This window comes from Halosimplex yunnanense (genome assembly GCF_054504345.1).
On the sequence record NZ_JBTJEL010000033.1, the window covers coordinates 355,116 to 382,071 of the forward strand.

At 68.6% G+C, this 26,956-nt stretch carries 25 protein-coding genes; 14 read left to right on the forward strand and 11 right to left on the reverse strand.

Going from position 1 to position 26,956, the window contains the following annotated elements; all coding sequences use genetic code 11:
• Positions 1 to 10 precede the first annotated feature (10 nt).
• The 3 genes from AB2U09_RS10540 to AB2U09_RS10550 are packed head-to-tail and all read right to left on the reverse strand — an operon-like array spanning position 11 to position 3,043.
• Positions 11 to 1,951, reverse strand: a complete 1,941-nt coding sequence (locus AB2U09_RS10540; RefSeq protein ID WP_459192670.1) for an ATPase, T2SS/T4P/T4SS family — start codon at positions 1,949 to 1,951, stop codon at positions 11 to 13.
• Positions 1,952 to 1,978: 27 nt separating this feature from the next.
• On the reverse strand, positions 1,979 to 2,485 hold the full coding sequence (locus tag AB2U09_RS10545; RefSeq protein WP_459192671.1) for a DUF7311 family protein: 507 nt from the start codon (positions 2,483 to 2,485) through the stop codon (positions 1,979 to 1,981).
• Positions 2,486 to 2,488: 3 nt separating this feature from the next.
• Positions 2,489 to 3,043 carry a DUF7310 family coiled-coil domain-containing protein gene (locus tag AB2U09_RS10550; RefSeq protein WP_459192672.1) on the reverse strand — a complete coding sequence of 185 codons (555 nt, stop codon included), beginning with the start codon at positions 3,041 to 3,043 and terminating at the stop codon, positions 2,489 to 2,491.
• Positions 3,044 to 3,123: 80 nt separating this feature from the next.
• On the opposite strand from AB2U09_RS10550, the gene AB2U09_RS10555 reads away from it, so the two are divergent.
• From AB2U09_RS10555 to AB2U09_RS10570, 4 genes are all read left to right on the forward strand, one after another.
• Positions 3,124 to 4,209, forward strand: coding sequence for a tubulin/FtsZ family protein (locus AB2U09_RS10555; RefSeq protein ID WP_459192673.1), 1,086 nt, complete (start codon positions 3,124 to 3,126; stop codon positions 4,207 to 4,209).
• Positions 4,210 to 4,308: 99 nt separating this feature from the next.
• A complete protein-coding gene (locus AB2U09_RS10560; RefSeq protein WP_459192674.1) occupies positions 4,309 to 4,599 on the forward strand; it encodes a DUF5789 family protein in 291 nt (96 codons plus the stop codon).
• Between the two features lie 71 nt (positions 4,600 to 4,670).
• Positions 4,671 to 5,834 (forward strand): inorganic phosphate transporter, encoded by a 1,164-nt coding sequence (locus tag AB2U09_RS10565; protein WP_459192675.1) that lies wholly within the window; start codon positions 4,671 to 4,673, stop codon positions 5,832 to 5,834.
• Positions 5,835 to 5,875: 41 nt separating this feature from the next.
• Positions 5,876 to 6,301: a universal stress protein gene (locus tag AB2U09_RS10570; protein ID WP_459192676.1), complete on the forward strand. Its 426-nt coding sequence runs from the start codon at positions 5,876 to 5,878 to the stop codon at positions 6,299 to 6,301.
• A gap of 50 nt (positions 6,302 to 6,351) precedes the next feature.
• Here AB2U09_RS10570 and AB2U09_RS10575 read toward each other — a convergent pair whose 3' ends face one another.
• From AB2U09_RS10575 to AB2U09_RS10585, 3 genes are all read right to left on the reverse strand, one after another.
• Positions 6,352 to 6,771, reverse strand: coding sequence for a hypothetical protein (locus AB2U09_RS10575; RefSeq protein WP_459192677.1), 420 nt, complete (start codon positions 6,769 to 6,771; stop codon positions 6,352 to 6,354).
• Between the two features lie 237 nt (positions 6,772 to 7,008).
• Complete coding sequence (locus AB2U09_RS10580; protein ID WP_459192678.1) at positions 7,009 to 8,166, reverse strand: acyl-CoA dehydrogenase; 1,158 nt, start codon at positions 8,164 to 8,166, stop codon at positions 7,009 to 7,011.
• A 61-nt stretch (positions 8,167 to 8,227) separates the two neighbouring features.
• A complete protein-coding gene (locus tag AB2U09_RS10585) occupies positions 8,228 to 9,748 on the reverse strand; it encodes an aldehyde dehydrogenase family protein (RefSeq protein ID WP_459192679.1) in 1,521 nt (506 codons plus the stop codon).
• 169 nt (positions 9,749 to 9,917) lie between these two features.
• On the opposite strand from AB2U09_RS10585, the gene AB2U09_RS10590 reads away from it, so the two are divergent.
• Positions 9,918 to 10,640, forward strand: a complete 723-nt coding sequence (locus tag AB2U09_RS10590; protein ID WP_459192680.1) for a helix-turn-helix domain-containing protein — start codon at positions 9,918 to 9,920, stop codon at positions 10,638 to 10,640.
• Positions 10,641 to 10,752: 112 nt separating this feature from the next.
• Here the strand turns inward: AB2U09_RS10590 and AB2U09_RS10595 are convergent, their stop codons facing one another.
• A complete protein-coding gene (locus AB2U09_RS10595) occupies positions 10,753 to 11,580 on the reverse strand; it encodes a proline dehydrogenase family protein (RefSeq protein WP_459192681.1) in 828 nt (275 codons plus the stop codon).
• Positions 11,581 to 11,768: 188 nt separating this feature from the next.
• Here AB2U09_RS10595 and AB2U09_RS10600 point away from each other — a divergent pair, with 188 nt between their 5' ends.
• From AB2U09_RS10600 to AB2U09_RS10625, 6 genes are all read left to right on the forward strand, one after another.
• Positions 11,769 to 13,103 (forward strand): ABC transporter substrate-binding protein, encoded by a 1,335-nt coding sequence (locus AB2U09_RS10600; protein WP_459192682.1) that lies wholly within the window; start codon positions 11,769 to 11,771, stop codon positions 13,101 to 13,103.
• 6 nt (positions 13,104 to 13,109) lie between these two features.
• Complete coding sequence (locus AB2U09_RS10605) at positions 13,110 to 14,057, forward strand: branched-chain amino acid ABC transporter permease (RefSeq protein ID WP_459192683.1); 948 nt, start codon at positions 13,110 to 13,112, stop codon at positions 14,055 to 14,057.
• A 1-nt stretch (position 14,058) separates the two neighbouring features.
• The gene (locus AB2U09_RS10610) at positions 14,059 to 15,297 is read left to right on the forward strand and encodes a branched-chain amino acid ABC transporter permease (RefSeq protein WP_459192684.1); all 1,239 of its coding nucleotides are present in this window, start codon (positions 14,059 to 14,061) and stop codon (positions 15,295 to 15,297) included.
• Positions 15,290 to 16,114, forward strand: coding sequence for an ABC transporter ATP-binding protein (locus AB2U09_RS10615; protein ID WP_459192685.1), 825 nt, complete (start codon positions 15,290 to 15,292; stop codon positions 16,112 to 16,114). Before AB2U09_RS10610 ends, AB2U09_RS10615 begins: the two co-directional genes overlap by 8 nt.
• Positions 16,111 to 16,821, forward strand: a complete 711-nt coding sequence (locus AB2U09_RS10620; protein WP_459192686.1) for an ABC transporter ATP-binding protein — start codon at positions 16,111 to 16,113, stop codon at positions 16,819 to 16,821. The genes AB2U09_RS10615 and AB2U09_RS10620 overlap by 4 nt, the downstream gene beginning before the upstream one ends.
• 100 nt (positions 16,822 to 16,921) lie before the next feature.
• Entirely contained in the window at positions 16,922 to 17,800 is an 879-nt protein-coding gene (locus AB2U09_RS10625) for a DMT family transporter (RefSeq protein WP_459192827.1), read from the forward strand.
• 12 nt (positions 17,801 to 17,812) lie between these two features.
• On the opposite strand, the gene AB2U09_RS10630 is transcribed toward AB2U09_RS10625, so the two are convergent.
• Positions 17,813 to 18,703 (reverse strand): winged helix-turn-helix domain-containing protein, encoded by an 891-nt coding sequence (locus AB2U09_RS10630; protein WP_459192687.1) that lies wholly within the window; start codon positions 18,701 to 18,703, stop codon positions 17,813 to 17,815.
• A gap of 157 nt (positions 18,704 to 18,860) precedes the next feature.
• Between AB2U09_RS10630 and AB2U09_RS10635 the strand changes: the two genes are divergently transcribed.
• Positions 18,861 to 19,853 carry an aldo/keto reductase gene (locus tag AB2U09_RS10635; RefSeq protein ID WP_459192688.1) on the forward strand — a complete coding sequence of 331 codons (993 nt, stop codon included), beginning with the start codon at positions 18,861 to 18,863 and terminating at the stop codon, positions 19,851 to 19,853.
• Between the two features lie 252 nt (positions 19,854 to 20,105).
• Here AB2U09_RS10635 and AB2U09_RS10640 read toward each other — a convergent pair whose 3' ends face one another.
• Both AB2U09_RS10640 and AB2U09_RS10645 read right to left on the reverse strand, forming a co-directional pair.
• Positions 20,106 to 21,461, reverse strand: coding sequence for a hypothetical protein (locus tag AB2U09_RS10640; RefSeq protein ID WP_459192689.1), 1,356 nt, complete (start codon positions 21,459 to 21,461; stop codon positions 20,106 to 20,108).
• A gap of 81 nt (positions 21,462 to 21,542) precedes the next feature.
• On the reverse strand, positions 21,543 to 22,403 hold the full coding sequence (locus AB2U09_RS10645; protein WP_459192690.1) for a 3-hydroxyacyl-CoA dehydrogenase family protein: 861 nt from the start codon (positions 22,401 to 22,403) through the stop codon (positions 21,543 to 21,545).
• Between the two features lie 271 nt (positions 22,404 to 22,674).
• Here AB2U09_RS10645 and AB2U09_RS10650 point away from each other — a divergent pair, with 271 nt between their 5' ends.
• The gene (locus AB2U09_RS10650) at positions 22,675 to 23,481 is read left to right on the forward strand and encodes a class I fructose-bisphosphate aldolase (protein WP_459192691.1); all 807 of its coding nucleotides are present in this window, start codon (positions 22,675 to 22,677) and stop codon (positions 23,479 to 23,481) included.
• Positions 23,478 to 24,365: a class 1 fructose-bisphosphatase gene (locus tag AB2U09_RS10655; RefSeq protein WP_459192692.1), complete on the forward strand. Its 888-nt coding sequence runs from the start codon at positions 23,478 to 23,480 to the stop codon at positions 24,363 to 24,365. The genes AB2U09_RS10650 and AB2U09_RS10655 overlap by 4 nt, the downstream gene beginning before the upstream one ends.
• Before the next feature lie 63 nt (positions 24,366 to 24,428).
• On the opposite strand, the gene AB2U09_RS10660 is transcribed toward AB2U09_RS10655, so the two are convergent.
• On the reverse strand, positions 24,429 to 26,891 hold the full coding sequence (locus AB2U09_RS10660) for a hypothetical protein (protein ID WP_459192693.1): 2,463 nt from the start codon (positions 26,889 to 26,891) through the stop codon (positions 24,429 to 24,431).
• Between the last annotated feature and the right edge of the window lie 65 nt (positions 26,892 to 26,956).

Consider the following 26,956-nt stretch of genomic DNA (forward strand, 5'->3'; position numbering starts at 1 on the left):
CTGTCAGGTGTCACGCGTTCACCCGGTCGACCCGCGCCGGTTCGACCGTCTCCGGGCCCGTTCGACCCGTCTCCGCGAGATTTGCCAGCCACGACGTCCGGGCGGTGAGTTCCGTGCGGAGATCGGCGTAGGTCTCTCCCGGCTCGGCCAGCGACTCGACGAGCCGGCTGTTGCCGCGCTCGATCCGGTCGGTCGAGCGAAGCGCGTCACCGTCGCGCTCGTAAAGCGTCGCGAAGCCGACCGCATCGCTACCGTCTCCGTTCCCGGAAGCACAACCGGGGTCCCCCCGTGACCCACCTCCGGTCCGCCGGACTTCCTCGATCGAACTGACGCGGCGCTGGGTTCCCTCGTCCGTCTCGGTCGCTTCGAGCGTGACCAGGAAATCCGTCGCGGCGAACGACGCGGGCGGGACGCCGAGATCCGAGACGACGCGCTCGCGGACGTCCGCGCCGCCGTCACCGTGAATCGTTCCGAGGACCGCGCCGTCGTTCGCGCCGACCCGCATCGCCTCGTAGAGCGTCCCGGCCTCCTCGCCGCGGATCTCGCCGACTACCAGCGCGCCGCTCCCGAGACGGAGCGCCGTCCGCAGCGCCTCCGTCGGGCTCGTCCCCGTCCCGTCGAGCGAACTCCGGAGCGCCTGCACGTCCCGTCCGCCAGACTTGAGCGCCTCGATCGGGAGCTCGGGCGTGTCCTCGATGACGATGCTCCGGGTCTCGGGCGGCACCTCCCAGAGGAGCGCGCTCAGGCAGGTGGTCTTGCCGGCGCCGCGTGGGCCGGCGACGAGGCCGGCCGCGCCGCGTTCGACCGCGACCGAAAGGAGGGCGGCCGCGTCGGCGGTCGTCGTCCCGTTCGCGACGAGCGCGGGCAGCGTCCACGGCTCGCGGTCGCCCGCGCGGAACGCGAAGGCGATGCCGTCGCTCACGGGGTCGGTCACTGCGGCGACGCGGACGCGCCGGTCTCCCGTCGCGACCGCCGCGTCGAGCGTCGGATCCGCGCCCGAGAACGCCCGCCCGCTCTCCCGGCGGAAGCGCGAGGCCAGCGCTTCGGCCCCGTCGCGTGTGAGTCGAACGTTCGTCCGCATCGCCTCACCGTCGACGCGAACCCGCAACGGCGTCGACGCGACCGGCGCGGTCGCGAAGACGTCGGACACTCGCTCGTCGGCGAAGAGGTCGGCGACGACGCCGTACCCCCGCGTATGCTTCCGGAGCACCGCCGCGATCTCCTCGACCGGGTCGTCCTCCGCGGCGACGCGCCGCACCGCTCGGCCGGGCGCGCGCTCGGCGCCCGACACCGCACCGCCCGCCAACCGCTCGTACGCGGCCGCGAGCGTCTCCGTCGATTCGGGATCGAAGCGCGCCTCCACCGGTTCGAGGTGGTAGGTCCTGACGGCGTCGTCGGGTCGGCCGTAGACCCGGGCGACCCCACCGGTGTCCAGTTCCCGACGCGCGACGAGTTCCGCATTCGCTGGCGGTCGCGCGGCGACGCGGGAGCGGCTCACCGTCGGCCCGACGAACGGACGGAGCGCGTCCTCGTACTCCCGTGCTCGTGCCGCGCCGTCTGCAAGCCCAGTCTCGGCGGCGATCCGGCTGACCGGACCGGCCCGCCCGGTCGCCTCCCGTGCGGCGGCGAGCGGGTCCCGGGTCGCCAGCCGAGCGAGCCGCTCGTCGTGGAACCCCGCGGCGTCGGCGAACCGGCCGGCCGCGACCAGGAACGCCGCGGCGTCGCCCTCGTAGGCGCGAACGACTCCGTTCGCACGAGTCGTGACCGCCGCCGCGTCCCGTTCAGCCAGCGCACCGACGACCGTCTCCCGACACTCGGCGGACGATTCGAGTCGGCCCGCGTCGGGGCAGTCGTTCGCGTCGACGACGAGTCGGTCGCCTTCGAAATCGGGGCGACACCGGCACTCGCCGGGGTCCTCCTCACCTCGGAGTCGAGACAGCAGTGCGTGCATGGCCGCGGGTGGTCCCGTGTTTCTACTTCAACCTTCGCGCCGCACGCGGACGACGGCGGTCCCGTCTTCGTCCACGAGCCGAAGCACCGCCCGCGCCTGCCCGCCGCGCAGCCGGAGCGGTTGGTCCTCGTGCGGTCGAATCCGTACTCCGTCGACGACGACGGCGTGATCGGTCCCTCCCGAAACGCGCCACGTGAATCGCGTCACGGCTGCACTCGGCCGATCTCGTCGACTCGCTTCGCCTGAGCCAGTCGCTCCTGATCGTTCGGCCGGCCCTTCGATGCGAAATCGCTCGACGCCGGCGCTGGCGAACCCCTCGGTCGGGAGGACGAGTTCGACGGCGCGGCGGGCGGGTGCTGTGTCGGCCGGCAGCGCGTCGTTCCCGGCATCGAGCGCGCGTGCCTCACCGACGAGGCGATCGATCGCGTCCCTGACTGCGGTATCGCTTCGCTGGACGCCCGCGTATTCGACCGCGGGGACGACGACGCCCGCCACGGCGACGAGGAGCGCGACGGTGAACGCGACTCTGACCACGGGTCACAGCGCGTCCCTGACCCGCTCGATGAACTGCTCGGTCTGGCTCTCCCCGTCCGCTTCCGAGTCGCCGGCCGCGTCTCCCCCGTCAGTTCCCGGTCGCTGTCGGTTTCCTGCCCGCATCCGTTTCCCGCTGCCGGGTTGCTGTTCGCCGGTCTCCGCCCGTTGATCGTCGCTTGGCCGCTCTGACCGTTCGTTCCCGGGAGTCCGCGATTCCGGGCGGGAATTCGCACTTGGATCCGTCGACTGGGCGGGGCGGGCACCTGGACCGTCGTCATCGACCGCGGCTTCGAGCGTCTCGGCTTTCGCGAGCGCGGCGCTGGCCCGGCGTTCGACCTCGCGGTTGACGGCACGGACGTTCCCGGCGTAGCCGCGGACGGCCTGCAGTCCCGCTTCGAGTTCGTCGACCCGCGACTCCAGTTCGGCCAGCCGCGACTCGAAATCGGCCACGTCGCCGGCTTCCTCGGCGGACGCCCGGAGCTCGCTCAGGTCGGTCTCGTCGTCGGTCAGCGCGCGCTCGACCGCGTCGAGCCGCGCGTCGAGGTCTCGCTCGGACATGGGTCGGGTTCGTCCCGTCACCGTACTTGAACCCTCGGCTGTTCCCAACGTTCAATAACCATTGTACCGAGGGTACTGGTATGAAGGTCGTCCTGATTGGTGTCGGCCAGGCCGGGGGGAAGGTCACCCAGCGGCTGGCCGAGTACGATTACGACATGGGGTTCGGCGCCGTCCAGGGCGCTATGGCGGTCAACACCGCCCAAGCGGATCTCCAGAGTCTGGACATCGATACGATGCTTATCGGCCGCGATCGCGTCAAGGGTCACGGGGTCGGGGGAGACAACGAACTCGGGGCCGAGATCATGCAAGACGAGGCGACGGAGGTGATGGACGGCCTCGACAGCAAGCTCGCCACGGATGCTGAGGCCGTCGTCATCGTTGCGGGCCTCGGCGGCGGCACCGGCAGCGGCGGCGCACCGGCGCTCGCCCGCGAGCTCAACCGGATCTACGACATCCCGATCTACGTCCTCGGCATCCTCCCCGGCCGCGACGAGGGCGCCATCTACCAGGCCAACGCCGGTCGCTCGCTGAAGACGATCGCCCGCGAGGCCGACTCCCTCCTCCTCATCGACAACGACGCCTGGCGGACCGCCGGCGAGTCAGTCGAAGAGGGGTACAAGGAGATAAACGACAACATCGCCCAGCGACTCGGCCTCCTCTTCGCCTCGGGCGAGATCGACGCCGGCGCCGACGTCGCCGAGAGCGTCGTCGACTCCTCGGAGATCATCAACACGCTCAGGCCCGGCGGGATGGCCGTCCTCGGCTATGCGAGCGCCGCCTCCAGCGAGAACGCCGGCGAGAACGTCAACGCGATCACGTCGACGGCCCGCAACGCGCTGCTGACCGGGACGAGCGTCCCCAACGTCGTCGAGGCGGAGACCGGACTGCTCGTCGTCGCCGGCCAGCCCGAGCGCATCTCCCGGAAGGGCGTCGAGCGCGCTCGCTCGTGGATCGAGAACGAAACCGGCAGCATGCAGGTCCGCGGCGGCGACTTCCCGCTCGACTCCGAGCGCATCGCGACGCTGGTACTGCTCGGCGGCGTCGAGCGCTCCAGCCGCATCCAGGAGTTCATGGACCGCGCCCGCGAGGCCCACGAGTCCGAACAGCAACACGAGACCGACGCCAAGGAAGCGTTCGTCAACGAGGAACTCGACGACCTCTTCTGAGTCGCCGGGTTCCGCCCTCCGCTCGGTAACCCGCGCGTTCGGCCTCCTCGCCAGCCCGGAAGCGAAAGCTCTAATCGACGGGGAGGAGAAACACGACTCATGGCTGACGACGAGTCCGAAGAGGAGGAGCCCGCGGTCGAGCTCGGCGAGGGCGAACCGGTCGAGGGCGCGCCGCTCGCACGGGTCGCCTCGCGACTGAACTGGGGAATGGCCCACAGCGAAGTCGTCGAGCGAGAGGGCGACGTGACCATCCGGACGCCGGACGGCCCGCAGCAGCTGGGCGACGTGATGGACGAGGTCGACATCCCTTACTTCGAGAGCCGCCGGGAGTTCAACGGCGCCGTCCGCGAGGTCATCGGCACCGGCCCGATCCCCACCGCCGACGAGTAGGCCGTCGAACCGACCCGACCCCGTCCGATCGACGCGAACGTATTTTCCGCCGAGGCGTCTAGCGAGTACCGATGGTCGAGACCGTACTCGCCGTCGGGGTCGTCGCCTCGCTGTTCGTTGGGTTCAACATCGGCGGGTCGTCGACCGGGATCGCCTGGGGTCCCGCCGTGGGAGCGATGGTCCTCCGGAAGGCGACGGCGGCGGCGCTGATGACGGTCTTCGTGTTTCTCGGCGGGTGGACCGTCGGCAGGAACGTCATGGACACGCTCAGCGGGGACATCGTCACGACAGAGATCACGCTCGGCGCGGGGGTGGCCGTCCTCTTTTTCATCGGGCTCGGGATCCTTGTCGCGAACGTCTTCGGGGTGCCCGTACCGACGTCGATGACGACGGTCGGATCGATCGCCGGATTCGGTCTGGCCAACGGGACGCTCAACTTCGCGACGCTCGGCTGGATCGTCTCGTGGTGGATCGTCACGCCGATTGTCGGGTTCTGGGTCGGTGCGACCGTCGGCCGGTATGTCTACCCGGAACTCAACCGCCGCGTGCAGATCGAAGTCTCAGAGGGGCCGACGCTCTCGGTCGACCGTAGCGGCACCGTCCCGCGACCAGGTCTGGGACCGAACACGACCCCGGGCGAACTCGCCGGGACGGTCGTCGTGCTCGTGATCGGCTGTTACATGGCGTTCAGCGCGGGCGCGAGCAACGTCCCGAACGCAGTCGCGCCGCTGGTCAGCAGTCGAGCGCTCGACCCGGACATCGCGATCGGGATCGCGACGGTCGCCATCGGCACCGGCGGGTTCACCATCGCGCGCCGGACGATGGAGTCCGTCGGGTCAGAGCTCTCCGACATCCCGCTGCTCGCGGCGCTCATCGTCATGATAACCGCTTCGACGGTCACGACAGCCCTGTCGTACATCGGCATCCCGATCAGCCTCGTCATGGCGTCGGTGATGACGATCGTCGGCCTCGGCTGGGGGCGGGCGACACGGCCTATCGCCGCGAGGGACGTCCTGCGGGGCGAGTTCGACCGCGAGATCGAACCGGCCGCGCTGACGGTCGAACCGGACGCACCGCTCACCGAAATCGGCGAGGCAGAACCGGACGAAGTACTCGATGCGAGCGAACTATTCAACCCGCGCGCGATCGTCAAGTACGTCTCGATGTGGATCGTCGGGCCGACGATGTCGACGCTGCTCGCCTACCTGTTCTTCACGCTCGTCCCGGTCGCCTGATCGACGCCTCCAGTTTTACGGATGGTGACCGTAGAGTGGCTATGGCCTCGCGCGTCCTCGTCCCCATGGACGGCTCGGAGATGAGCGAACGAGCGCTCGAACACGCCGTCGATATCTACCCGGCTGCTGAACTGACTGTCTTGCACGTGGTCGGCGAGCCGTCGCCGATGTGGGGCGAGGCCACCGGCGTCGCACTCGCCGACGACGTCGAAGCGGCAGCGGAAGAGCGCGCGAAGCCTATCTTAGACCGGGCGCGCGAGATCGCCGACGCCGCCGACCACGACGTCGACCTGCAAACCGAGGTCGCGCTCGGACACCCGCTCCGCGCGATCATCAACCGGGCCGACGAGTACGACGCGGTCGTCATCGGCAGCCACGGCGGGACCGTCGCGGAGCGCCTGTTCGTCGGAAACGTCGCGGAGAAGGTGTTCCGGCGGTCGCCGGTCCCGGTAACCGTCGTCCGCTGAGTCGCGGTGGCAGTCGGTCCACAGCGGTCGGTCGCGTTCGTCGCAGTCGGTCACGCCCGCTCGTCGCTTGCGTCCCGGGCCTCGTCCTGCCGGGTGCGTCGCTCGAACCGTTCATCGAGCGACTCGACCCGCGTCTGGACCTCGTCGAGTCGCTCGCCCATCGTTCGTTCGACCGCCTCGACGGTCCCGTCCATCCTCTCCTCGACCGTTTCTTCCATCGTCTCTTCGACGGCTTCCTCGACGGAGTCGTCGACCGTCTCCTCGACGGTCTCCCTGACGACGCGAGTCATCCAGTCCGGATCGAACCGGACCATCTTCCAGACGACGTGAACGACGTACGCCGCGAAGACGCCGACGCCGAACGCGATCCCGACGTTCGTATTCACGGTTGCGATCAGCACGATGGAGAGGGCGATCAGGCCGCCGTAGACCAAGTCGACGAGCGCGTCGGCGCGGACGGGGTTCACCATCGGGGCCGGTCACCCCTCCGCTCGGCCCCGTTAACCCCGGTCGACTGTCGATTCTCCCGCTGGCCGGCTCTCCCCTCGGGTCTCATGGCTGTCCGACCGTGTCTACGGAGTGCGGACGGATTAGTCCGATCCACAGTCGAGCCCGACCGCCACGGAACCTATCCCTCCCCCTCTAGATCCTCGGCCCGTCGTCTCTCCGCGATCGTCGCGGCGGCTCCCCGCGTCGACGCAGCCGATTCAGTCCAACAATTGGTCGGCGATCGTGTTCCGCAGGACCTCGCTGGTTCCCTCGTAGATCTCGTTTAGCTTCGCGTCGCGGTAGTACCGTTCCACCGCGAAGTCCTTCGTGTAGCCGTAGCCGCCGTGGATCTGGATGGCCTCGTTGGTCACTTCGCGGGCCATCTCGGAGGCGTACAGCTTCGCCTGCGCGGCCTCCTTGACGTAGCGCTCGCCGCGCATCTTCCTGTCGGCGGCCGCGTGCATCAGGTAGCGAGCGGCGTTGATCTTCGTGTCCATGTCCGCGAGCTTGTGCTGGATCGCCTGGAATTCGCTGATGGGCTGGTCGAACTGCTCGCGGTCCTGGGCGTATTCGAGCGCGTCGTCGAGCGCGGCCTGCGCAAGCCCGATCGAGCGGGCGGCGATGGTTATCCGCCCGCCGTTGAGCGTCTTGAGCGCCTGGACGAATCCCTCGCCTTCTTCACCCAGTCGCCGGTCCGCAGGGATCTCCATCCCGTCGAAGCGTAACTCGGCGGTCGGACACCCCTTGTCGCCGAGTTTGTGCTCGGTGCCCTCGACGTGGAAGCCGTCGTCTTCGTCGGGCCGGACGACGAACGAGGAGATGCCCTTGCCGCCGGCGTCGGGGTCGGTCTTGGCGAAGACGACCACCGTGTCGGCGACGGACCCGTTCGATATCCAGAGCTTGCCGCCGTCGACGACGTAGCTGTCGGGGTCGTCGGCGTCGCCGACGGGCTCCGCGGTCGTCTCCATCGCCGGCACGTCGCTCCCGGCGCCGGGTTCGGAGAGGGCGAACGCGCCGATCTCGTCCCCTTCGGCCAGGGGAGTCAGGTACCGCTCGCGCTGGTCCTCGTCGCCGAACTCGTAGACCATGTTGCAGGCCAGCGAGACGTGGGCGGCGACGATGGTGCCGAGGCCGCCGCTCCCGCGCGATATCTCGACCAGCGCCTCGGGGTAGGCGTGGTAGTCGAGGCCCGCGCCGCCGTACTCCTCGGGGATCGGCATGCCCATCAGGCCCAGTTCGGCCATCTCGTCGATCAGGTCGGCGGGGAACTCGTCGGTCTCGTCGATCTCGGCCGCGCGGGGGACGACCTCGTCGTCGACGAACTCCGCGACCATGTCGCGGATCTGGCGCTGCTCCTGCGTGAGGGCGAAGTCCATACCGTACCTACCGCCGCTCGGCCCTTGATAGTTCGGCAGCGAAGCGTCCCGATCGCGGGGATCAGTCGTCGCCGGTCGACAGGTCTGCCGAGAGGCCCTGGGCCATCTCGATGTCTTTCGAGTTGTTGAGCGTCCACGCCGTGCGGTCGGTGACGGCCTCGATGACCTCGCGGGCGCTGGGGTAGCCGTTGCCCGACTTCTTCACGCCCCCAAACGGTAGCTGGACCTCTGCGCCGATACACGGGAGGTTCGCGTAGGCGAGGCCGACCTCCGCGTGGTCGCGGTAGTAGTTGATCTGGCGGTAGTCCTCGGAGATGACCGCGCCGGCCAGCCCGTAGTCGGTGTCGTTGTGGATCTCGACCGCGCGCTCGATGTCGCCGTCGTACTCCATGAGCGCGACGTGCGGGCCGAACACTTCCTCGTGGGTACAGCGCAGGGCCGCGTCGGGGTCGGCCTCGTAGACGAACGGACCGATCCAGTGTCCAGCGTCGCCGCCCTCTGGGGTCTCGTCGTCACCGAGGTCGGTCCGGTCGACGAGGACGTCGACCCCTTCCTCGCTGGCGAGGTCGTTGTACTTCGCGACCTTGTCGCGGTGGTCGGCCTCGATCAGCGGGCCCATGAAGGTGTCTTCGTCCAGCGGGTCGCCGACGGCCACCTGCTCTGCGGCCGCGACGAAGCGCTCTCTGAACTCGTCGTAGACGTCCGCGTGGACGATGATGCGCTCGCTGGAGACGCAGCGCTGGCCCGTCGTCTTGAACGAGGACATCACGGCAGAGTGGACCGCGATGTCGAGGTCCGCCTTCTCCGTGACGACGATCCCGTTTTTGCCGCCCATCTCGCAGGCGGCGCGCTTGCCGGGGTCCTCGGCGACGGCCGTGGCGATGTTGTGGCCGACCTCCGCGGACCCCGTAAAGAGGACCGTGTCCACGTCGTCGGAGTCCACGATGGCTTCGCCGGCGTCCCCGAAGCCCTGAACCATGTTGAAGACGCCGTCCGGCAGCCCGGCCTCGTCGAACAGTTCCGCGACGACGTTCGCACAGAGCGGCGTCTGCTCGGCGGGCTTGAACACGACGGTGTTGCCCTCGACGAGCGCGACGGCCATGTGCCAGTAGGGGATGGCGACCGGGAAGTTCCACGGCGTGATACAGCCGGTGACTCCACGGGGCTTCCGGCGCATGTAGGCGTCCTTCGAGGGGATCTCGGAGGGGACGATGTCGCCGCTCGGGTGACGGGCGTCGCCGGCGGCCCACTCGACCATGTGTGCGGCCTCGACGACGTCCGCGCGGCCCTCGCTGATCTCCTTGCCGCACTCCCGCGAGACGGTCTCGCCGAGGTCGTCGACCGACTCCTTCAGCGCGTGGTACACGTCCCAGAGGTACTCTGCGCGGTCGATCCGGGAGAGTTCCCGCCACTCCTCGTACGCCGCGCTCGCGGCGTCGACCGCGCGCTCGACGTCCGCCGGGGTCCCGCGGTGGAACTCGCCGAGCGTCTCGCCGGTCGCGGGGCTCTCGCTCGTGAACGTCTCGGATCCCTCGCCGGAGACCCACTCGCCGTCGATGTACTGTCGGTGTCGCTCTGCCATGGATCGGCGGACGGGCGGAGACGGCGAAACGTCCGACCCGACCATGGGCGGGTCGCCGTACGGGGCCCGAACGGGCCGCGAACAGCGCTCTCGGGGCCTCGCCCGACCATGGTCGGGTCTGTCTACGAGTGACCGGCAGGCAAATGCCCGCTCGAGGCATACGATACACATGAGTATCGCGGATCAGATAGCCGGGACGCGACTGACGCTGGACCTGTGGCATCCGAACTGCTGGGCGATCGAGGCGACCGAACAGACGGGCGGCGGCGTCCTCGCACACGCCATCTACAACTCGCCGCAGACGGACGGCGAACGGCCGGCCTCGGTCAACGGGCTGTTCACCGCTTTCGGCGACGACGAGGCCGCCGTCGAGGACCTGCTCGACGCCATCCGCGCGTCGGACCGCTCGGGCGAAGTGCTGGAACTCCAGGAGCGGTTCGGGCGCGGGCGGAACACGCCGGGCAACGTCGTCCGCGAGTTCTTCCTCGAGTACGACCCCGACGACATGGTGTGTCCGACGCTGCTGGAATACGGGTTCGTCCACAGCGCGCCGGTCAGAATCGAGAACGGCCGCGAACAGTGGGAAGTCTGCTTCGTCGAGGACCGCTCGGCGATCGAGGACGCGCTCGACGGCGTGCGCGAGCAGGCCGGCGCCGAGGTGACCGTCGACTCGATCACGACCGGCGAGCCCTCCAGCGGGACCGAGCGCGACCAGCGCCTGGACACGCTCACGACCACCCAGCGCGAGGTCTTCGAACACGCCCGCGAGGTGGGATACTACGACTGGCCGCGCGGGACCTCCACCCGCGAACTGGCCGCCGACCTCGACGTCTCGAAGACCACGCTGCTCGAACACCTGCGCAAGGCCGAGTCGAAACTCCTCGACCCGTAACATCTGTCTCGCAGAACGGACCACACGGCGTCAGTCTTCACGGCCGCAGCCGACGGCGATATCTCGGTTCGGTCGCCGCTCACAGGTTCGAATTCGGTCGGTGCTCCCGAGCTCAGACGCCGACGACGGATCTGAGCGCGAACAGGGCGTTCGACTTCCGTTCCCTGATCCGCCGGTAGAAGTACGAGAACCACTTGCTCCCGTACGGGATGTACTGGTAGACGTCGACCTCGTCGGCGAGCGCGTACTGCTCGTCCTCGCGGACGCCCATCAGCATCTGCACCTCGTAGGGCGTCCCGAACTCCGCGTGGAGGTCGCGCGCGAGGTCGATCATCGCCGGGTCGTGGCTCCCGACGGCCACCCCGTCGTCGAACTCGCGGAACATGTACCGCAGGCACTCCCGGTAGGCCTCGTCGACCCGCGCCTTCTCTCTGTACGCGATCTCGGCGGGCTCGTCGTAGGCGCCCTTGACCAGTCGCACCTTGCCGGGGAGGTCGGCGAACCGTTCGAGGTCGTCGGGCGTCCGCTTCAGGTTCGCCTGCAGACAGACCCCGACTCGCCCCCCTGTCTCGACGGCGTGGCGCTCGACGGCGTCCAGGGTCACGTCCGTCGTCTCGTGGTCCTCCATGTCGACCCAGACGAACGAGTCGGCGGCGTCGACGATGCGCGCGAGGTTCTCCTCGAACGCCGTCGCGCCGACTTCCAGTCCGATCTGGCTCGGCTTGACGGAGATGCAGGCGTCGGCGCCCCGCTCGGCTATGAGCGCGGCCAGTTCGACGTACTCGTCTGCGTCCGCGTCCGCGGCCGCGCGTTCCTCGTAGTGCTCGCCCAGGAGGTTCACGATTGCGGCCACACCGTCCTCGTTCAGGTCGTCGACGTGTGCGAGCGCCGTCTCCGGCGTCTCACCGGCCACGAAGTCGCTGGCGATCGGCGGGATCATATCACCGACTCGGTCCGGCACGCCCCTATAAGGGAACCCGACCAATCGTTTCAGCGCCTACCTGCATGATGAAAACAGAGTCCCCGCCCGTAACGGGTCTGACGACGGCCGAGACGGACGAAATCGGCGATCCCCGACCATGGGAGGGTTGGGCTTAACCCCGCTCGTCTCATTAGTTTATAGAACGTATGCCACGATATACCAAGGACGACATCGACCGACGAACGCTGTTGAAGTTGACGGGTGGGGTGGGTCTCGCCGGACTGGCCGGCTGTGTGAACACGACCGACGGTGACGGCGGCGACGGCGGCGACGGCGGCGACGGCGGGAGCGGAACTGACGGGGAGGGCGACGGCGGAAGCGGCAACACGGAGACCGAAACGTCCTCGAGCGACGGCGGGAGCGACGATCCCTACACGATCGGGATGGTGGACTCGCTGACGGGGTCGCTGTCGGCGTTCGGCGAGCGCAACCAGCGCGGGAAGGACCTCGCGCTGGCGACGGTCAACGACGTGGGGATCAAGGGTCGAGACCTCGAAGTCGCCGTCGAAGACTCCGGCTCCGAAAACCAGGGCGGCATCTCGGCGGCCCAGAAACTCGTCAACCAGGACGGCGTCCCGTTCCTCATCGGGTCCGTGGGCTCGGGCGTCTCGCTGGCGATCTACGAGAGCGTCGTCCAGGACACCGACGTCGTGCAGCTGAGCCAGAACTCGACCGGACTCGGGCTGACCGACTTCCCCGGCCTGCTCCGGATGTCGCCGACCGGCCGCACGCAGTCGACGGCGCTGGCGGACATCATCGCCGAGGACGGCTACGACACGGTGGCGGTCACCTACGTCAACAACAACTACGGGCAGAGCCTCGCCGACGCCTTCGTCGAGGCGTGGGACGGCGAGGTCGCGTACAATCAGGCTCACGACCAGGACCAGCAGTCGTACTCCGGGGCCCTCTCGGAGATGAACAGCTCCGCCGCGGACGCGTGGCTGTTCATCACGTACCAGGCGGAGTTCGCCACGATGGTCAACGAGATCTACTCCAGCGGGTACGAGGCCCAGCTGTACGGCGCCGACTCCGTCTCCGGCGACGACGTACTCAGTAACACGCCCGAGGGGAGCATGGAAGGCATGAAGATCGTCGTGCCCTCGGCGCCGGTCGAACAGGACAACTACAAGGAGTTCGCGAGCAGGTTCGAGGAGGAGTACAGCGAGTCGCCGACCTCGTGGTCCGCCTACGCCTACGACTGCGTCGTCAACGCGGCGCTGGCGATACAGGCGGCCGACGAGTTCACCGGCGCAGCGCTCCAGGAGACCGTCCGCGAGGTGAGCCGCCCCGAGGGCGAGAAGGTCACGACCTACGAGGCCGCACACGACATCCTCGCCGACGGCGGTAGCGCCGACGAGGTCGACTACCAGGGCGTGAGCGGGCCGATCGACTTCGACGAGAACGGCGACCCGGTCGGGTTCCTGCAGATCCTCACCGTGCAGGACCACGACTACGCCGGGACCGGCTTCATCGAGTCCTGAGGACCGATGGTCCTCCTCGATCACATCGCGAGCGGGCTGATTTACAGCAGCATCATCGTCCTCGGGAGCATCGGCCTCTCCCTGATCTACAGCATCGCCGACTTCGCCAACTTCGCCCACGGAGACACGATGACGATCGGCGCCTACTCGTCGTTCGTCGCCTTCGGCTTCGTTGGCGGCATCGGCGGCGTCGCGGTCCTCGGGCTCCCCATCGGCTTCTTCATCGCGCTGCTCGTGGGGATCGCCGCGGCCGCGGTCGTCGCCGTCGTCACCGAGAAGCTCGTCTACGAGGGGCTAGATGTCGACTCGATCGGGATGCTGATCACCTCGATCGGCATCGCGTTCATCTACCGCGCGGTCATCCAGATGCAGTTCGGCGCCGACGCCGTCCGCTACGACATCCAGACGCTCCGTCCCATCGAGTGGCTGCTCCCGTACAACATCCGCGTGACTGAACACGACGTGGCGATCGTGATCTCGGCGGCCGTGCTCGTCACCGGACTGCACGTCCTGTTGCAGTACAGCGACCTCGGTCGGAAGATGCGCGCGATGGCGGACAATCCCGACCTCGCCCGCGTGAGCGGCATCCGCACCGACCGGATCAAGCTCTGGACGTGGATCATCGGCGCGGGCCTCGCCGGCTCCGGGGGCGTCTTCCTCGGGCTGTTCAACCTCCTGCGGCCGCGGATGGGCTTCGACCTCCTGTTGCTGATCTTCGCGGCGGTCATCCTCGGCGGGATCGGGTCGGTCTACGGAGCGATGCTCGGGGGGTTCCTCATTGGCATGATCCACGAACTCGTCCCGCTGCTCACCCAGATCGGCGCGGTCCTGCCGTTCGTCTCCGACAGCTTCGGCATCCCCATCGAGAACCGGTACGCCAGCGCGGTGGCGTTCGTCATCATGGTGGTCGTCCTGCTCGTCCGGCCGCAAGGGATCGCCGGGGAGGCGGTCTGAGATGAGCGCAGTCACGCGGGCCCAGACGTACTGGGCCGACCTGACGCGCGCCGAGCAAGGCGTCACCGGCTTCGTCGTCGGCTTCGCCGCGCTCCTCCTCTTCGGCCTTCTCAGCGGCGCGCTCGCGCCGACGTACTTCCTGTTCCTCGTCGGCATCGCGGGCATGTACGCGCTGCTGTCGTTCGGCCTGAACGCCCAGTGGGGGTTCACCGGGCTGATCAACTTCAGCGTCGCCGCGTTCTTCGGCCTCGGCGCGTACGGGACCGCCCTCATGACGGCGGACAGTTCACCGCTCCCCGTCGACTTCAACCCGATCGTTGGCCTCCTCGTCGCGCTCGTCCTCGCGGCCGTCGTCGCCGTCTTGATCGGGATCCCGACGCTCCGACTCCGCGCGGACTACCTCGCCATCGCCTCGCTGGGCCTGGCCGAGGTCGTCCGCACCATCGTCAAAAACGAGGACCAGTGGACGAACGGGACTGCGGGCGTCCGCGGCATTCCGGGATTCTTCGAGGGGTGGCCGATCCTGTCGACGTTCCCCGAGGCGATGCCGGGGCTGGAGATAATCGTCTCGCCCGGTTGGCGGACGACGATCGGGCTCCCGTTAGTCGACTTCGGGCTGGAGTTCGTGATCCCGTCGTCGACGCTGCTGCTCGGCACGTCGTTCTGGTCGGCGCTGTTGAACGTCGCCCTCGTCCTGACGTTCGTCGGCGCGAGCTACGCCCTGTTGCGCCGGGTCCACCGCTCGCCGTGGGGGCGCGTCCTGCGGACGATCCGCTCGGACGAGGATCTCGCGCGGGCGCTGGGCAAGCACACCTACTCGTTCAAGATGCAGTCGTTCGTGCTCGGCAGCGTGATCATGGCGCTGGCCGGCGTCTTCTACGCCCACTTGAACCTCTTCGTCGGCCCGGGCGAACTCGACCCCGTGACGACGTTCTACGTCTGGGTGGCTGTGATCCTCGGCGGCAGCGGGTCGAACCGCGGCGCGCTGTTCGGCGGGTTCGTCATCGTCGCCATCCGCGAGGGGACCCGCTTCCTCAACGAGTTCGGGTGGATCCCCGTCGACGTGGCGCCGCTGCGGCTGCTGCTGATCGGCGCCCTCATCGTCGTGATCATGCGGTTCCGGCCGGAGGGCGTCCTCCCGCCGCAGCGGGAACTCATCTGGCCATCGGCCGTCGACGAGCCGCCCTCGAGGCCGGATTCCGGCGTCCGCGACGTCAAGGCAGGTGGTGGCGATGAGTGACGTCGAAGAACCGGTCGACCGGGCGGTCGAGACCGACGCCGACCGCGCGGGGGACAACGTCGTCCTCCGCGTCGAGGACCTCCAGAAGTCCTTCGGCGGCCTCGTCGCGACCGACCACGCCACCTTCGAGGTCGAACGCGGGACGATCACCGGCCTCATCGGTCCGAACGGCGCCGGCAAGTCGACTCTCTTCAACCTCGTCTCGGGCTTCTACGAGCCCGACGGCGGTCGCATCGAGGTCAACGGGGTCGACGTGACCGGGAAGGAACCGTACGAGGTCGCCGACCACGGGCTGATCCGGACGTTCCAGACCCCGCGCAAGCTCGAGGGGATGACCGTCCGCGAAGCGATGCTCGTCGGACCGCGACGCCAGCCCGGCGAGTCGTTCGTGAACCTCCTCACGTCGCCGGGCGCGGTCGGCGAGGCGGAGCAGCGGAACCTCGCGGACGCCCAGCGGATCCTCGAGGAGTTCGAGATCGACCACCTCGCGACCCAGCCGGCGACCGACATCTCCGGCGGACAGATGAAGCTGGTCGAACTCGCGCGGGCGATGCTGGCGGAACCGGAGATCCTGCTGCTGGACGAACCGGTGGCCGGCGTCAACCCGACGCTCCGGAACAAGCTCGCGGACCAGATCCAGCGGCTCAACGAGGAGGGGACGACCTGCCTGCTCATCGAACACGACATGGACTTCGTGATGACACTCGCCGACCCGGTCGTGGTACTGGACCAGGGGAGCGTCCTCATGGAAGGGCCGCCCCAGCGCGTGCAGACGGACGATCGCGTCATCGGGGCGTACCTCGGGGGTGGCACGTGAGCGACCACGTCCTCGAACTCGCGAACGTCGACAGCGGGTACGGAGAGGTGCAGGTCCTCGACGACCTCTCGATGCACCTCGACGAGACGGAGATCGTCTGTCTCATCGGCCCGAACGGCGCCGGCAAGTCCACGGTGCTGAAGACCGTGTTCGGCCTGCTCTCGCCGTGGGAGGGCACTATCCAGTACCACGGCCGCGACATCGGCGGGATGGCCCCCGAGGACATCGTCCGCGAGGGGATCGGCTTCGTCCCCCAGACCGACAACGTGTTCGGCTCGCTCACCATCGACGAGAACCTCCGGATGGGCGGCGTCGCACGCGAGGAGGGGCTCGACGAGGCGATCGGCCGTCTCTACGACCGGTTCGAGCTGCTCGACGAGAAGCGGGCCGCGAAGGCGCGGACCCTCTCGGGAGGCCAGCGGCAGGTCCTCGCGTTCGCCCGCGCGCTCGTGATGGAACCGGACGTGCTCCTGATAGACGAACCCTCCGCCGGGCTGGCGCCGAACACCGCCGACGACGTGTTCGGCCACGTCCAGGCCGTCAACGAACTCGACACGGCGATCCTGATGGTCGAACAGAACGCGACGAAGGGACTCGACATCTCGGACCGCGGGTACGTCCTCGACCAGGGGACCGTCAGGTTCGAGGGGGCCGCGGACGGACTCCTCGAAGACGACCAGGTGTCGAAGCTCTACCTCGGCGGTTGACTCCCCGACCGTCTCTCGGCGCTCGCTCCTACTCGTGACTGGACTCAGACGATACGCGTTCGCCCTCGGGCCGCTGACAGCCGCGGGATTGTGGGGCGGGATGTACGTCGTCAGCAAGTGGGGATTCTCGGTGATTCCGCCCGTCACCCTCGGGTTTCTCCGGGTCGCACTGGGCGGGGCCGCGCTCCTCGCGGTGCTCCGGGTCGGGGAATCGAGGGGGGCGTCGACCGCGACCGACGGCGGGACGTCGGTCGCGCGCTCGGACTGGCCGCGCTTCCTCGCTCTCGGGGGCTGGGTCACCCTCACCATCGCGACGCAGTTCCTCGGCACCGACCTCACGAACGCGAGCCAGGGGTCGCTGTTGACCGTGTTGACCCCAGTCTTTACAGTCGCGCTCGGCGCGGCGGTGCTGGGTGAGCGGGTGACCCGACGGAAGGCCGCTGGTGTCGCGCTGGCGGGGATCGGCACGGTCGTGGTCCTCGCCGGGCAGTACGACCTCGGTGGGATCGCGGCCGGCAACGCCCTCGGCGTCGCGCTCCTCCTCGTCGCGAGCGTCGCCTGGGCGGGCTTTACCGTCTGGGGCGCGCCGCTGGTCCGTCGGTACTCGGCGCTGACCGCCGCGACCTACGCGACGCTTGCCGCCGTGCCGATGCTCGGCGTGCTGTCGGTCGTCGAACTCGCCGCGCTCGGGTACGGGCCGGGTGACCTCCCGCTGAACGCCGCGAGCGCGTTCGCGGTCGGCTACCTCGGGCTGGCGTCGACGGCCGCCGCCTGGTACCTCTGGTACAAGGGCCTCGAATACGTCTCCGCGGGCACCGTCGCCGTCTTCTTCTTCGCCCAGCCGGTCGTCGGTGCCGCCCTCGGCGCGGCGCTGCTCGGCGAGCGACTCGGCGCGGGGTTCGCCGCCGGCGGCGCCCTGATGGCCGTCGGCGTCTGGACCGTCAGCCGGGAGCGAGCGAAGCGGGCCGACGAGGCGTGACGCCAGACCGCCTCAGGACCGCGACGCCTCGACCGACAGGTCCTCGTCGACGACGAGTTCGAGCCGTTCGCCGTCGCGCTCGACTGCCAGCGCGACCTTCCAGGGGTCGGTGTCGCGGACCGTCAGGGACTCGTTGGTCATCGCCCACTCGAGTTCCCAGTGGGGGCGGCTGGTCACGTCGATGCCGTGGTCGTGGAAGAACGCGACGACCGCGGGGTGATAGAGCACCGTGAGGCCGACGGACATGTAGTGGCGGGCGCCGCAGTGGTCGCACTCGCTGGCGACGAACACGTCGAAGCGCTCGCTCCCCTCGGACCAGACGTCCTCGCCGCGGACGAACTCGGTGTCGAGTGGGCTGACGCAGGTCGGACAGACGCCACGGGCGTAGGCGAGCATCTCGTGGCGGTTGTACTGGTCGACGCGTTCGAGGAGGTCGCCAGTGTCACCGGTCTCGACTGTACTGGGCGGTAGTTGCGCGTGCGAGTACACGTGGTCACAGCCCGGACAGCGCAGTTCGAACGTGCCGTCCTCGTACTCGCCCTCGACCGGGACACCGCAGAAGTAACAGTCGAGACCGACCTCGAACGGCCCGACGGTCGCTCGGCGGTTGAACGTCCCGGCCCGGATCTGCCTGTAGAGCGCGAGCCCCTCGGCCCTGAGCGTGTACCCGTCGTCGTCGCGGTCGACGAACTGCCCCACGAGCTCCGAGAGGTGGTAGTTGAACCGCCCGCTGTCCATCGTCGCGTCGACGCGCGCGCGGAGATCGGAGAAGGGGACGCCCTCGTGGGGCGTCTCGCCGAGCGCGCGGAGGATGGCCGCCCGCGTCTCGTTGCCGATGAGCGCGAAGGCGTCCTCCGGATCGGCGCCGGCCCCCGCGGGCGCCGTGTCGGTGTCGTCTGGCACGTCTGGGAGTTCCGGAGTCACGTCGAAATATGTTGGGGAGCCGCGCCGACGGTCCGACGTGTTCGACCGCCGATCGGTCCGGAACGGCCGACCGCGAAACGAGGAAGTACAGACCGAATTACCCACCTTTTTCGCGCCACCGCCCGTGGATCCGGTCATGGACACGCGACAGTTCGGTTCGACGGGGTACGACGTCACGGAGATCGGTCTGGGGACCTGGAACGTCGGTCCCAGCTGGGGCGACGTGACCGACGAACAGGCCAAGGAGGCGATCCGCACGGCGCTCGACGACGGCGTCAACTTCATCGACACCGCCGAGGTGTACGGCGACGGCCGCGCCGAGCGACTCATCAGTGAGGTCCTCGACGAGCGCGACCCGGACCGGCGCATCTACGTCGTGACGAAGGCCGCGCCCGACGAGGACGGCGGCCACTCCGAGGACGGCCTCCGGTCGTCCGTCGACGGGTCGCTCGACCGCCTCGGCGTCGACTCGCTGGATCTCGTCCAGCTGCACTGCCCGGAGACGTCGGCGTTCTACGAGCCCGAGAACTTCCGGGTGCTCGAGGATCTGCGCGACGAGGGGAAGATCGACCACGCTGGCGTCAGCGTCGAGAAGGTCGAGGAGGCGGCGAAAGCCATCGAGTACGACGTCGTCGAGACGGTCCAGATCATCTTCAACCCGCTCCGCCAGCGGCCGGCCGAGCGATTCTTCGAACGCGCCGCCAACGAGGACGTCGGGATCATCGTGCGCGTCCCGCTGGCGTCGGGCCTGCTCGCCGACGCCTTCGAGGGCGTCGAGGACTTCGGCGAGAGCGACCACCGACGCACCGCCGCCGAGGACGGCGTCGAGGCCGGCGTCGGCCGCAAGGGCGGCGAGACGTTCGCCGGCGTCCCCTTCGAGGACGGTCTGCGCGCCGTCGACGACCTGCGCCCGTTCGTCCCCGACGAGGCGACGATGGCGCAGTTCACGCTCCGCTGGATCCTCGACCACGACGCCGTCTCGACGGTCATCCCCGGGTCGACCACGCCGAAGCACGTCAGCGAGAACGACGACGCCGCCGACCTCGACCCACTCTCCCACCAGACTCACGGCGCCGTCCGCGACATCTACGAGGAGCATGTCGCCGACTACGTCCACCACCGCTGGTGACCACTCGGTAGCGATTCCGTATCGGCTCGGACGTTCTGGCCGTTCCGGACCGAAATATTCATACGGGACGCGTGAGCCGTGGTCTCCAGCCGACAGGGTTGCGACGGGGACGCGTCGAAGGTACGTTTCGACAGGAGCGATACGACGAGAAGCGACCGCTCCGTCTCCCGATTTTCCAGTCGAAACCGAAGGGTTGATTAGTGTCGATTTTCGCGCCGCGTGCGGCGACGGGGAGCGCGCGGCGATAGCGGTTCAGTCGGCGCTCGCGGCGGACAGGGGGTCCACTTCGCCGTCCGGTCCCGTCTTCTCGCCGATCCCGCGACCGAGCAGGTACAGGGGAACCCCGAACAGGATCGTCGCACCGGCCCAGGGGATAGTGGTGAAAATCGAAAGGAGGACCGCCAGCAGCGGTGACGACGGCGGGTGGAACAGCACGGCGGCACAGACCGGGGAGACGACCAGCAATCCGGTCACGCTCCGAGCGACAGCCGTGCTACGTCCAGCCGCGCGACCGAGCGGGAACCAAAGCGCTGCTGGGATCGACAGCAACGCCGTCTGCAGGGCGACGACGGAGACGACGCTGGCAACGGCCGTGCCGATAGCGGCCGCGAGGACCGTCCAGCCGAACGCGGCGCGGGCCGACGGCCGGTCGAGCGCCAGCACGCCCGCAGCCACGAGCGCATACACCCCCGCGAAGGTGCCTACCGTCTCGGCGACGGCGGCGTCGAGGATGGAGCCAGCGACCGACGCAGCGCCGACCGCGACGACGACGGTCGCACCGACGCCGACGATGCCTTTAGCGACCAGCATCGAGTCGACCGCGGGTAGTTCGGATCCCCAGCGCCGGACTGCGAAGATCACGCCGCCGAGGAACAACGCGGGGAGGACCCCGTGGAAGAGGACGCTGCTGCCGACGAGCGTGAGGCCGAAGCCGACGACCGCAACGGACGTCGCGCTCCGGCCGAGCGGCCCGTCGGTGGGCGCGAACGCCAGTCCGGTCGTGGACTGGAGTCGGACGCCGGACTCCTCGGCCCGCCAGACGACCGAGTTCCCGTCGATGGCCGCGCCAGTCGGCGTGCGAGTGACCGCCATCCCCTCGGGACCGCGGATTCGGAGTTCGTCGGCCTCCATCTGAAGGCCGCTCCGCCGCGTCCGCCCGTCGAGCAGGTCGACGAGGACGGCCCCCGTAGCGCTCCGGTGGGCCACGCCCTCTGCGGCGAAGTCGACGACGAGCGTCCCGTTCTTCACGGAAGTCCGCAGGTCACGCGGGTCGCCGACGACGCTCCGCCGGTCCAGCGCCTCCCGGACGACGTACTCGCGGAGGGTCGCGTTCGCGGCGAATCGCTCGGCTGCGCCGTCGGAGACGCGGACTTGAGCGTGCCAGTGGCCGGTTCCGTTCTCGTGGACGTCGATGGTGGCCACGCCGTGTTCGACCGTCAGCGGAACGCCGGCGTACTCGGCGGCCTCGGCGAACCCATCGCCACAGACGCCGCAGAGCGATTCGGGCGGCGGCGCTGCGCTCGCCGGCCCGACGGGACCGGCGGCGGCGACCGCGATCAGGGTCAGGACCGCGACTGCTCCGAAGAGGACCGGGCGGCGAACTGTCATTACTCGATTCTCTTACCCTTGTATAAAGGACGTTCCGGTGGGTCAGATGGGGATTTCACCCTCTCGGTTCCTCCCACCGGTTCAGTCGTACTCGTAGAAACCCGCGCCCGTCTTCTTCCCGAGGTCGCCGGCCTCGACCTTCCGCTTGAGGAGGTACGCCGGCTGGTAGCGGTCGCCCAGTTCGTCGTGGAGCGTCTCCGTGGCGTGCAGGCAGACGTCGAGGCCGATGTGATCGGCCAGTTCGAGCGGCCCCATCGGGACGTTCGTCCCGAGTTCCATCCCCCGGTCGACGTCCTCCTTCGAGGCGACGCCCTCGTCGTAGGCGCGGATGCCCTCGTTGATCCACGGCATGAGGACCCGGTTGGTCACGAACCCCGGCTTGTCGTCGGCCTCCCACGTCTCCTTGCCGAGCGCCTCTGCGAACGCGTGGGCGAACTCCGTGACCTCGGATGCAGTCTTCTCGCCGACGACGACCTCGACGCCGCGCATGACCGGCACCGGGTTCATGAAGTGCAGGCCGACGACCTGCCCGGGCCGCTCGGTGGCGCTGGCGATAGTCGTGATCGACAGCGTGCTCGTGTTCGTCGCCAGCACCACGTCCCCGTCGGTTACCTCGTCGAGGTCCGCAAACACGTCCCGCTTCACGTCCACGTTCTCGACCACCGCCTCGATCACCACGTCAGCGTCTGCCAGATCGGCCAGGTCCGTCGTCCCGGTGACGCGCTCGCGCATCGCGTGGGCCTCGTCGGCAGTGACTTGCTCTTTGTCGACCAGCCGGTCGAGACCGTTGGAGAGAGTCTCGATCCCCCGCTCGACGAGGTGATCTTCCACGTCGCGGAGCACGACCTCGTACCCTTCCCGGGTGGCGACCTGAGCGATCCCGCTTCCCATGGTGCCGGCGCCGACAACGCCGACCGTGTCGATAGCATCGAGTCCGCGCATGGTCCTGTCTCCGCCCGCCGCCGGCGTAAGCCTGCTGGCGACTCGGGTCGGCGCCGCCGTCACCACGCCGGAAACCCAGACCAGTCACCTTTTCGAGAACTGGCCAGCTCGTTGCCAGATGATTTCACGAAGTTTCTGGATCGGTTCAGATAGACGAATCCGGCAGCGAGAGCGATTGGTAACGCGTGTCACGCGAAATCGTTTACTCGGGCGGTAGTAAATAGTGTCAGAAAGAAGATATATAACGCCGGTCCGAGTACGACTGTTCGTAATGCGACCCATCGACGACGCTCCGGTCACGCGGGACGGGAAAGTACTCGTTTTGGCCTACGATCACGGTATCGAGCACGGGCCGGTCGATTTCGACCCACAGCCCGAGAGCGCGAACCCGGAACACGTCTTCGAGGTCGCCACACACCCCGCGGTCACGTCGCTCGCAGTCGGCAAGGGCGTCGCCGAGGCCTACTACCCCTCCTACGAGGACGACGTGTCGCTGCTCGCCAAGCTCAACGGCACCTCCAACCTCTGGATGGGCGAACCCGACAGCGCCATCAACTGCTCGGTTGAGTACGCCGCCGAGGAACTGGGCGCCGAGTCCATCGGCTTCACGGTCTACCCCGGTACGAACTGCGAGGTCGAGATGTGCGAGGAGTTCCGCGAGGTCCAGGAGAAAGCCCGCGAGTACGACCTCCCCGTCGTGATGTGGTCCTACGCCCGCGGGCAGGGCGTCAAGAACGACACCAAAGACGACGTCATCGCCTACGCCGCCCGGCTCGGCCTCGAACTCGGCGCCGACGTGGCGAAGGTCAAGTACCCCGGCAGCCGGGAGGCCATGAAACGGGTCAACCGGATGTCGGGCCCGACCAAGGTGATCATGTCCGGCGGGTCGAAGAAAAACGACCGCGAGTTCCTCGAGAACGTCAAGGACGTCATCGACGCCGGCGGCGCCGGCCTCGCCGTCGGCCGCAACGTCTGGCAGCGCGAGAACCCGCGGCGCATCCTCGACGCGCTGGAGAAGGTCATCTACGAGGAGGCCTCCGTCGACGAGGCGCTCTCGGCCGCACCCCCGAAAGCATGAGTCGGTCGACCCCGTCGGCGGCCGAGTGGACCGGCGACGCGGGGGTCGACGCCGTCTTCGACGTCGTCCGCGAAGCGGCCGTGGAGATCCGCGAGGCGCTGCCCGAGCGCCGCGCGTACGTCGACCGCGAGAACCCCAGCGGCGAGCGCGTCCGCGCCGCCGACGAGTACGCCGACGACCTCCTCTGCGAGCGTCTGCTCGAACTCGACGCCGTCGCCGCCTACGCCTCCGAGGAGCGCGAAGAGCAGCGCTACGCCGAGGACGGCGGCGAGTACCACCTCGCGCTCGACCCGCTCGACGGCTCCTCGAACCTCCGGTCGAACAACCCGATGGGGACCATCGTCGGCGTCTACGACGAACCGATCCCGGCGAGCGGCCGCGACCTCGTCGCCGCCGCGTTCGTCCTCTACGGCCCCAACACCACGATGGTCGTCACCGACGGCGAGCGCGTCGACGAGTACCTGATCGAGGACGGCGACCGCACGCCGCTCCGCGAGGACGTCACGCTCCCCGACGATCCGACGGTCTACGCTTTCGGCGGCCGCCGCCCCGACTGGACGGCCGGCGTCACGGCCGCCGTCGAGGACTTCGAGGACGAGCGGTTGAAACTCCGCTACGGCGGCGCCTTCATCGCCGACGTGGGACAGGTGCTCACCCACGGCGGCGTCTTCGCCTACCCCGAACTCGAGGACACGCCGGAGGGAAAGCTCCGCTACTGCTTCGAGTGCGCGCCGGTCGGACTGGTGGTCGACGCCGCCGGCGGCCGCGTCTCCGACGGGTACGGCGACCTGCTCGACGCCGACCCCGAGGAACTCCACGAACGCAGTCCCGTCTACGTCGGGAACGCCGAACTGGTCGACAGGGTCGAGTCGCAGCTGTCGTAAAGACTCCCGGAATCATCGGTTTGCGGTCGCTGCTTTCACCCGCCGTTTCTCAGCCGGAGTTGCTCACCCGCCGGTGCTCTCGCCGCCACCGACCTTCCCGAGCACGAACCGCAGGAGCACGAGCACCAGCAGGAGGCCGACGATTCCGCCGATCGCCATCCCGATCAGTCGAAGCGGCAGGAAGGACAGGAACGAGAAGATAGAGAGGATGGAGAGCAGCCCGCCGCCGCCCTCGACGACGACCGGGCCGGCTTGGGTCCCGTTGACCATCACGGTGTGGTTCCCCTCCGTCGCGAACCGCGTCGTGAACGCGACCTGTCGCTGTTCGCCCGCCGGGACCGCGACCGACTTCTTCGCGACGAACGAGACGTTCATCCCGTGGACCGTCTCGAGCCCGGGCGTATAGCTGCCGTCGCCCTCCCCCGTGTTCAGCAGGGTGACGTTGACGCCGACCGACTCGTTGACCGCGACGGCTGTCCGGTTGACCGTGACGTTGTGGACCACGACGTTCGCCTCGGGGTCCTCGGCGTCGGTCCCGTTCGGCGCTGTCTCGCCGTCCGCCGCCGCGCCGTCACCGGGGCCATCCGTTTCGGTCCCGTTCGGTGCCGTCTCGCTCCCGTCCGCCGACGCGAGTGCCGGATCCGTCGCCAACGAAAACACGGAGAGGTCGGGTGAATCGACCTCGTAGCCGACGTGAGTTTCGTTGGACGACGCGGTCGTGGCGAGCGCCGACCAGTTACCGCCCGAGCGGCGGTAGACCGTGAGGTTCGCCGGGTCGATCCCCTGGGCCTCGAGGTACGAGCGGCGGACGGAGAGTTCGAGTGTGACACCGTCGACAGCCGCGTCGGCGACGGAGTGCTGGACGGTGACGGTCGCCGCGGAACTCGACCCCTCGGGCGCATCGAGGGGGGTACCCGCTCGCTCCCGGGCGACGACGTTCGCGGTGACGTTCGCCTCGGTCGCGAGGTCGATCGAGAGGGTCTCGACGGAGACGTTCGCCGTCTCGACGACCGCGTTCGGACCGTCCGCGTCCGGTATCGAGACTGTCGTTCCCGCCGCGGCGCCGCGGACCGTCACCGCCGACGTCGCCGTCCCCTCGCGTTCGTCTCGGAGCGGTTCGACGGTTACTCGCGGCCAGTCCGCGTCGCCGTCGTCGCCGCTTTCGTCGACGAACGTCTCCCGTGTCCGCCCGTCGACGGTGAAGCGGCTGGTGTGTTCGACGCCTTTCGCGTCGGTGGCGCGGACGATCACGTCGGTCCGATTGGCGCCGATCGCGACCTCGCGGTCGAACTCGACGCGGTCGCTCCGCGACCCCGAGTGAACGACCTGATAGTCGAGGGTCTCGCCCGTGTCCGCGCGGCGCGTCTCGACGACGAGGCGCTCGGTGACACCCTCGAACGCGACGCCGCTGAGGAAGAGCCTGTCGCTGGCGACGACGACCGTCCGATCGCGGTCGACGGCGATCTCCGGGGCGACGTCGCGCTCCGAACGGGACAGCCGCTCGATGGTGACCGTCCGACTCGTCTCCTTTCCGGTGACGTCGGTTACGGTGATCGTCGCCTCGTACGTGCCCGGATAGAGCATGAAAAACGACTCGTTGAACGTCGTCGAGAGTCGGTCACGATCCAGCAGCGACTCGGTCGGCGCGCTGATCTCGCGACTCTCGGTGTCGTTTCCGTCCGGACCGGAGAACTCGATGGTGCCCTTCTGGATGCCCACGTCGTCGTCGACGCTGCCGCCGAGGAAAACCTGGTTGCGGGTCGTCTCGTTGGGAAACGGTTCGAGCGAGAGGGCGGGCGGGCGCTCGTCAGTCGTGTCTATCGAAAACGTGTAGATGCGGACGTTGCCGAACTCGTCGACGGCGGTGATCCGGAAGTCGTTGGTGCCGTTTCCGCCCTCGCCGGTGAACCCGAGATCCATCTCGACGGAGAAGTTCTCCCCGACGTGGTGGAGGACGCGCGTGTCCTTTTGCCCGGCGAACTCCCGGGAGATGTGAATTTTCTCGACGGCGGAATCGTCGATGATGTTCCCCTCGATCGTCGCTCGCGATCCGTTCACCGTCCCGTCGCCGATCGGCTTCCACGGCGCCGTCTCGTAGGGGCTGGTGAGGTAGACGTGGGGCGCCTGGGCGTCCTTTTTCACGGTGAAGGAGGTCGACTCGACGTTCCCCGCGTCGTCGGTGACGATCACCCGGACGCTGTTGGCGCCGTTCGAAAAGTCCGGGGCCACCTGCTCCGACACGGAACTACCGTTGACCGCGATCGAGCGGACGCGCTCGCCGCCGACCCGGACGACGATCTCCGAGAGCCCGGTGTCGGCGGCCGCGTCGGTACCGACCGACGCGTTGATCCTGATCCCGACGTCGGTCCTCGTCTCGTAGGTCTCGCCCTCGCTGATCGCGGTTCCGCCGACCGAGAGATCGACCGTCGGTTTCTCCGCGGCCGCCGCGCCGGCCGATCCGGCGGCCAGCGGCACGGCGACGGCACAGACGGCGACGAGAACCAGTGAGAGCGACCGGAGACGCATTGGCGCGATGTTGCCCGTTCACCTACTTAACCGGTCGCCCGAGGGTATCAACTTTGAAATCCCCA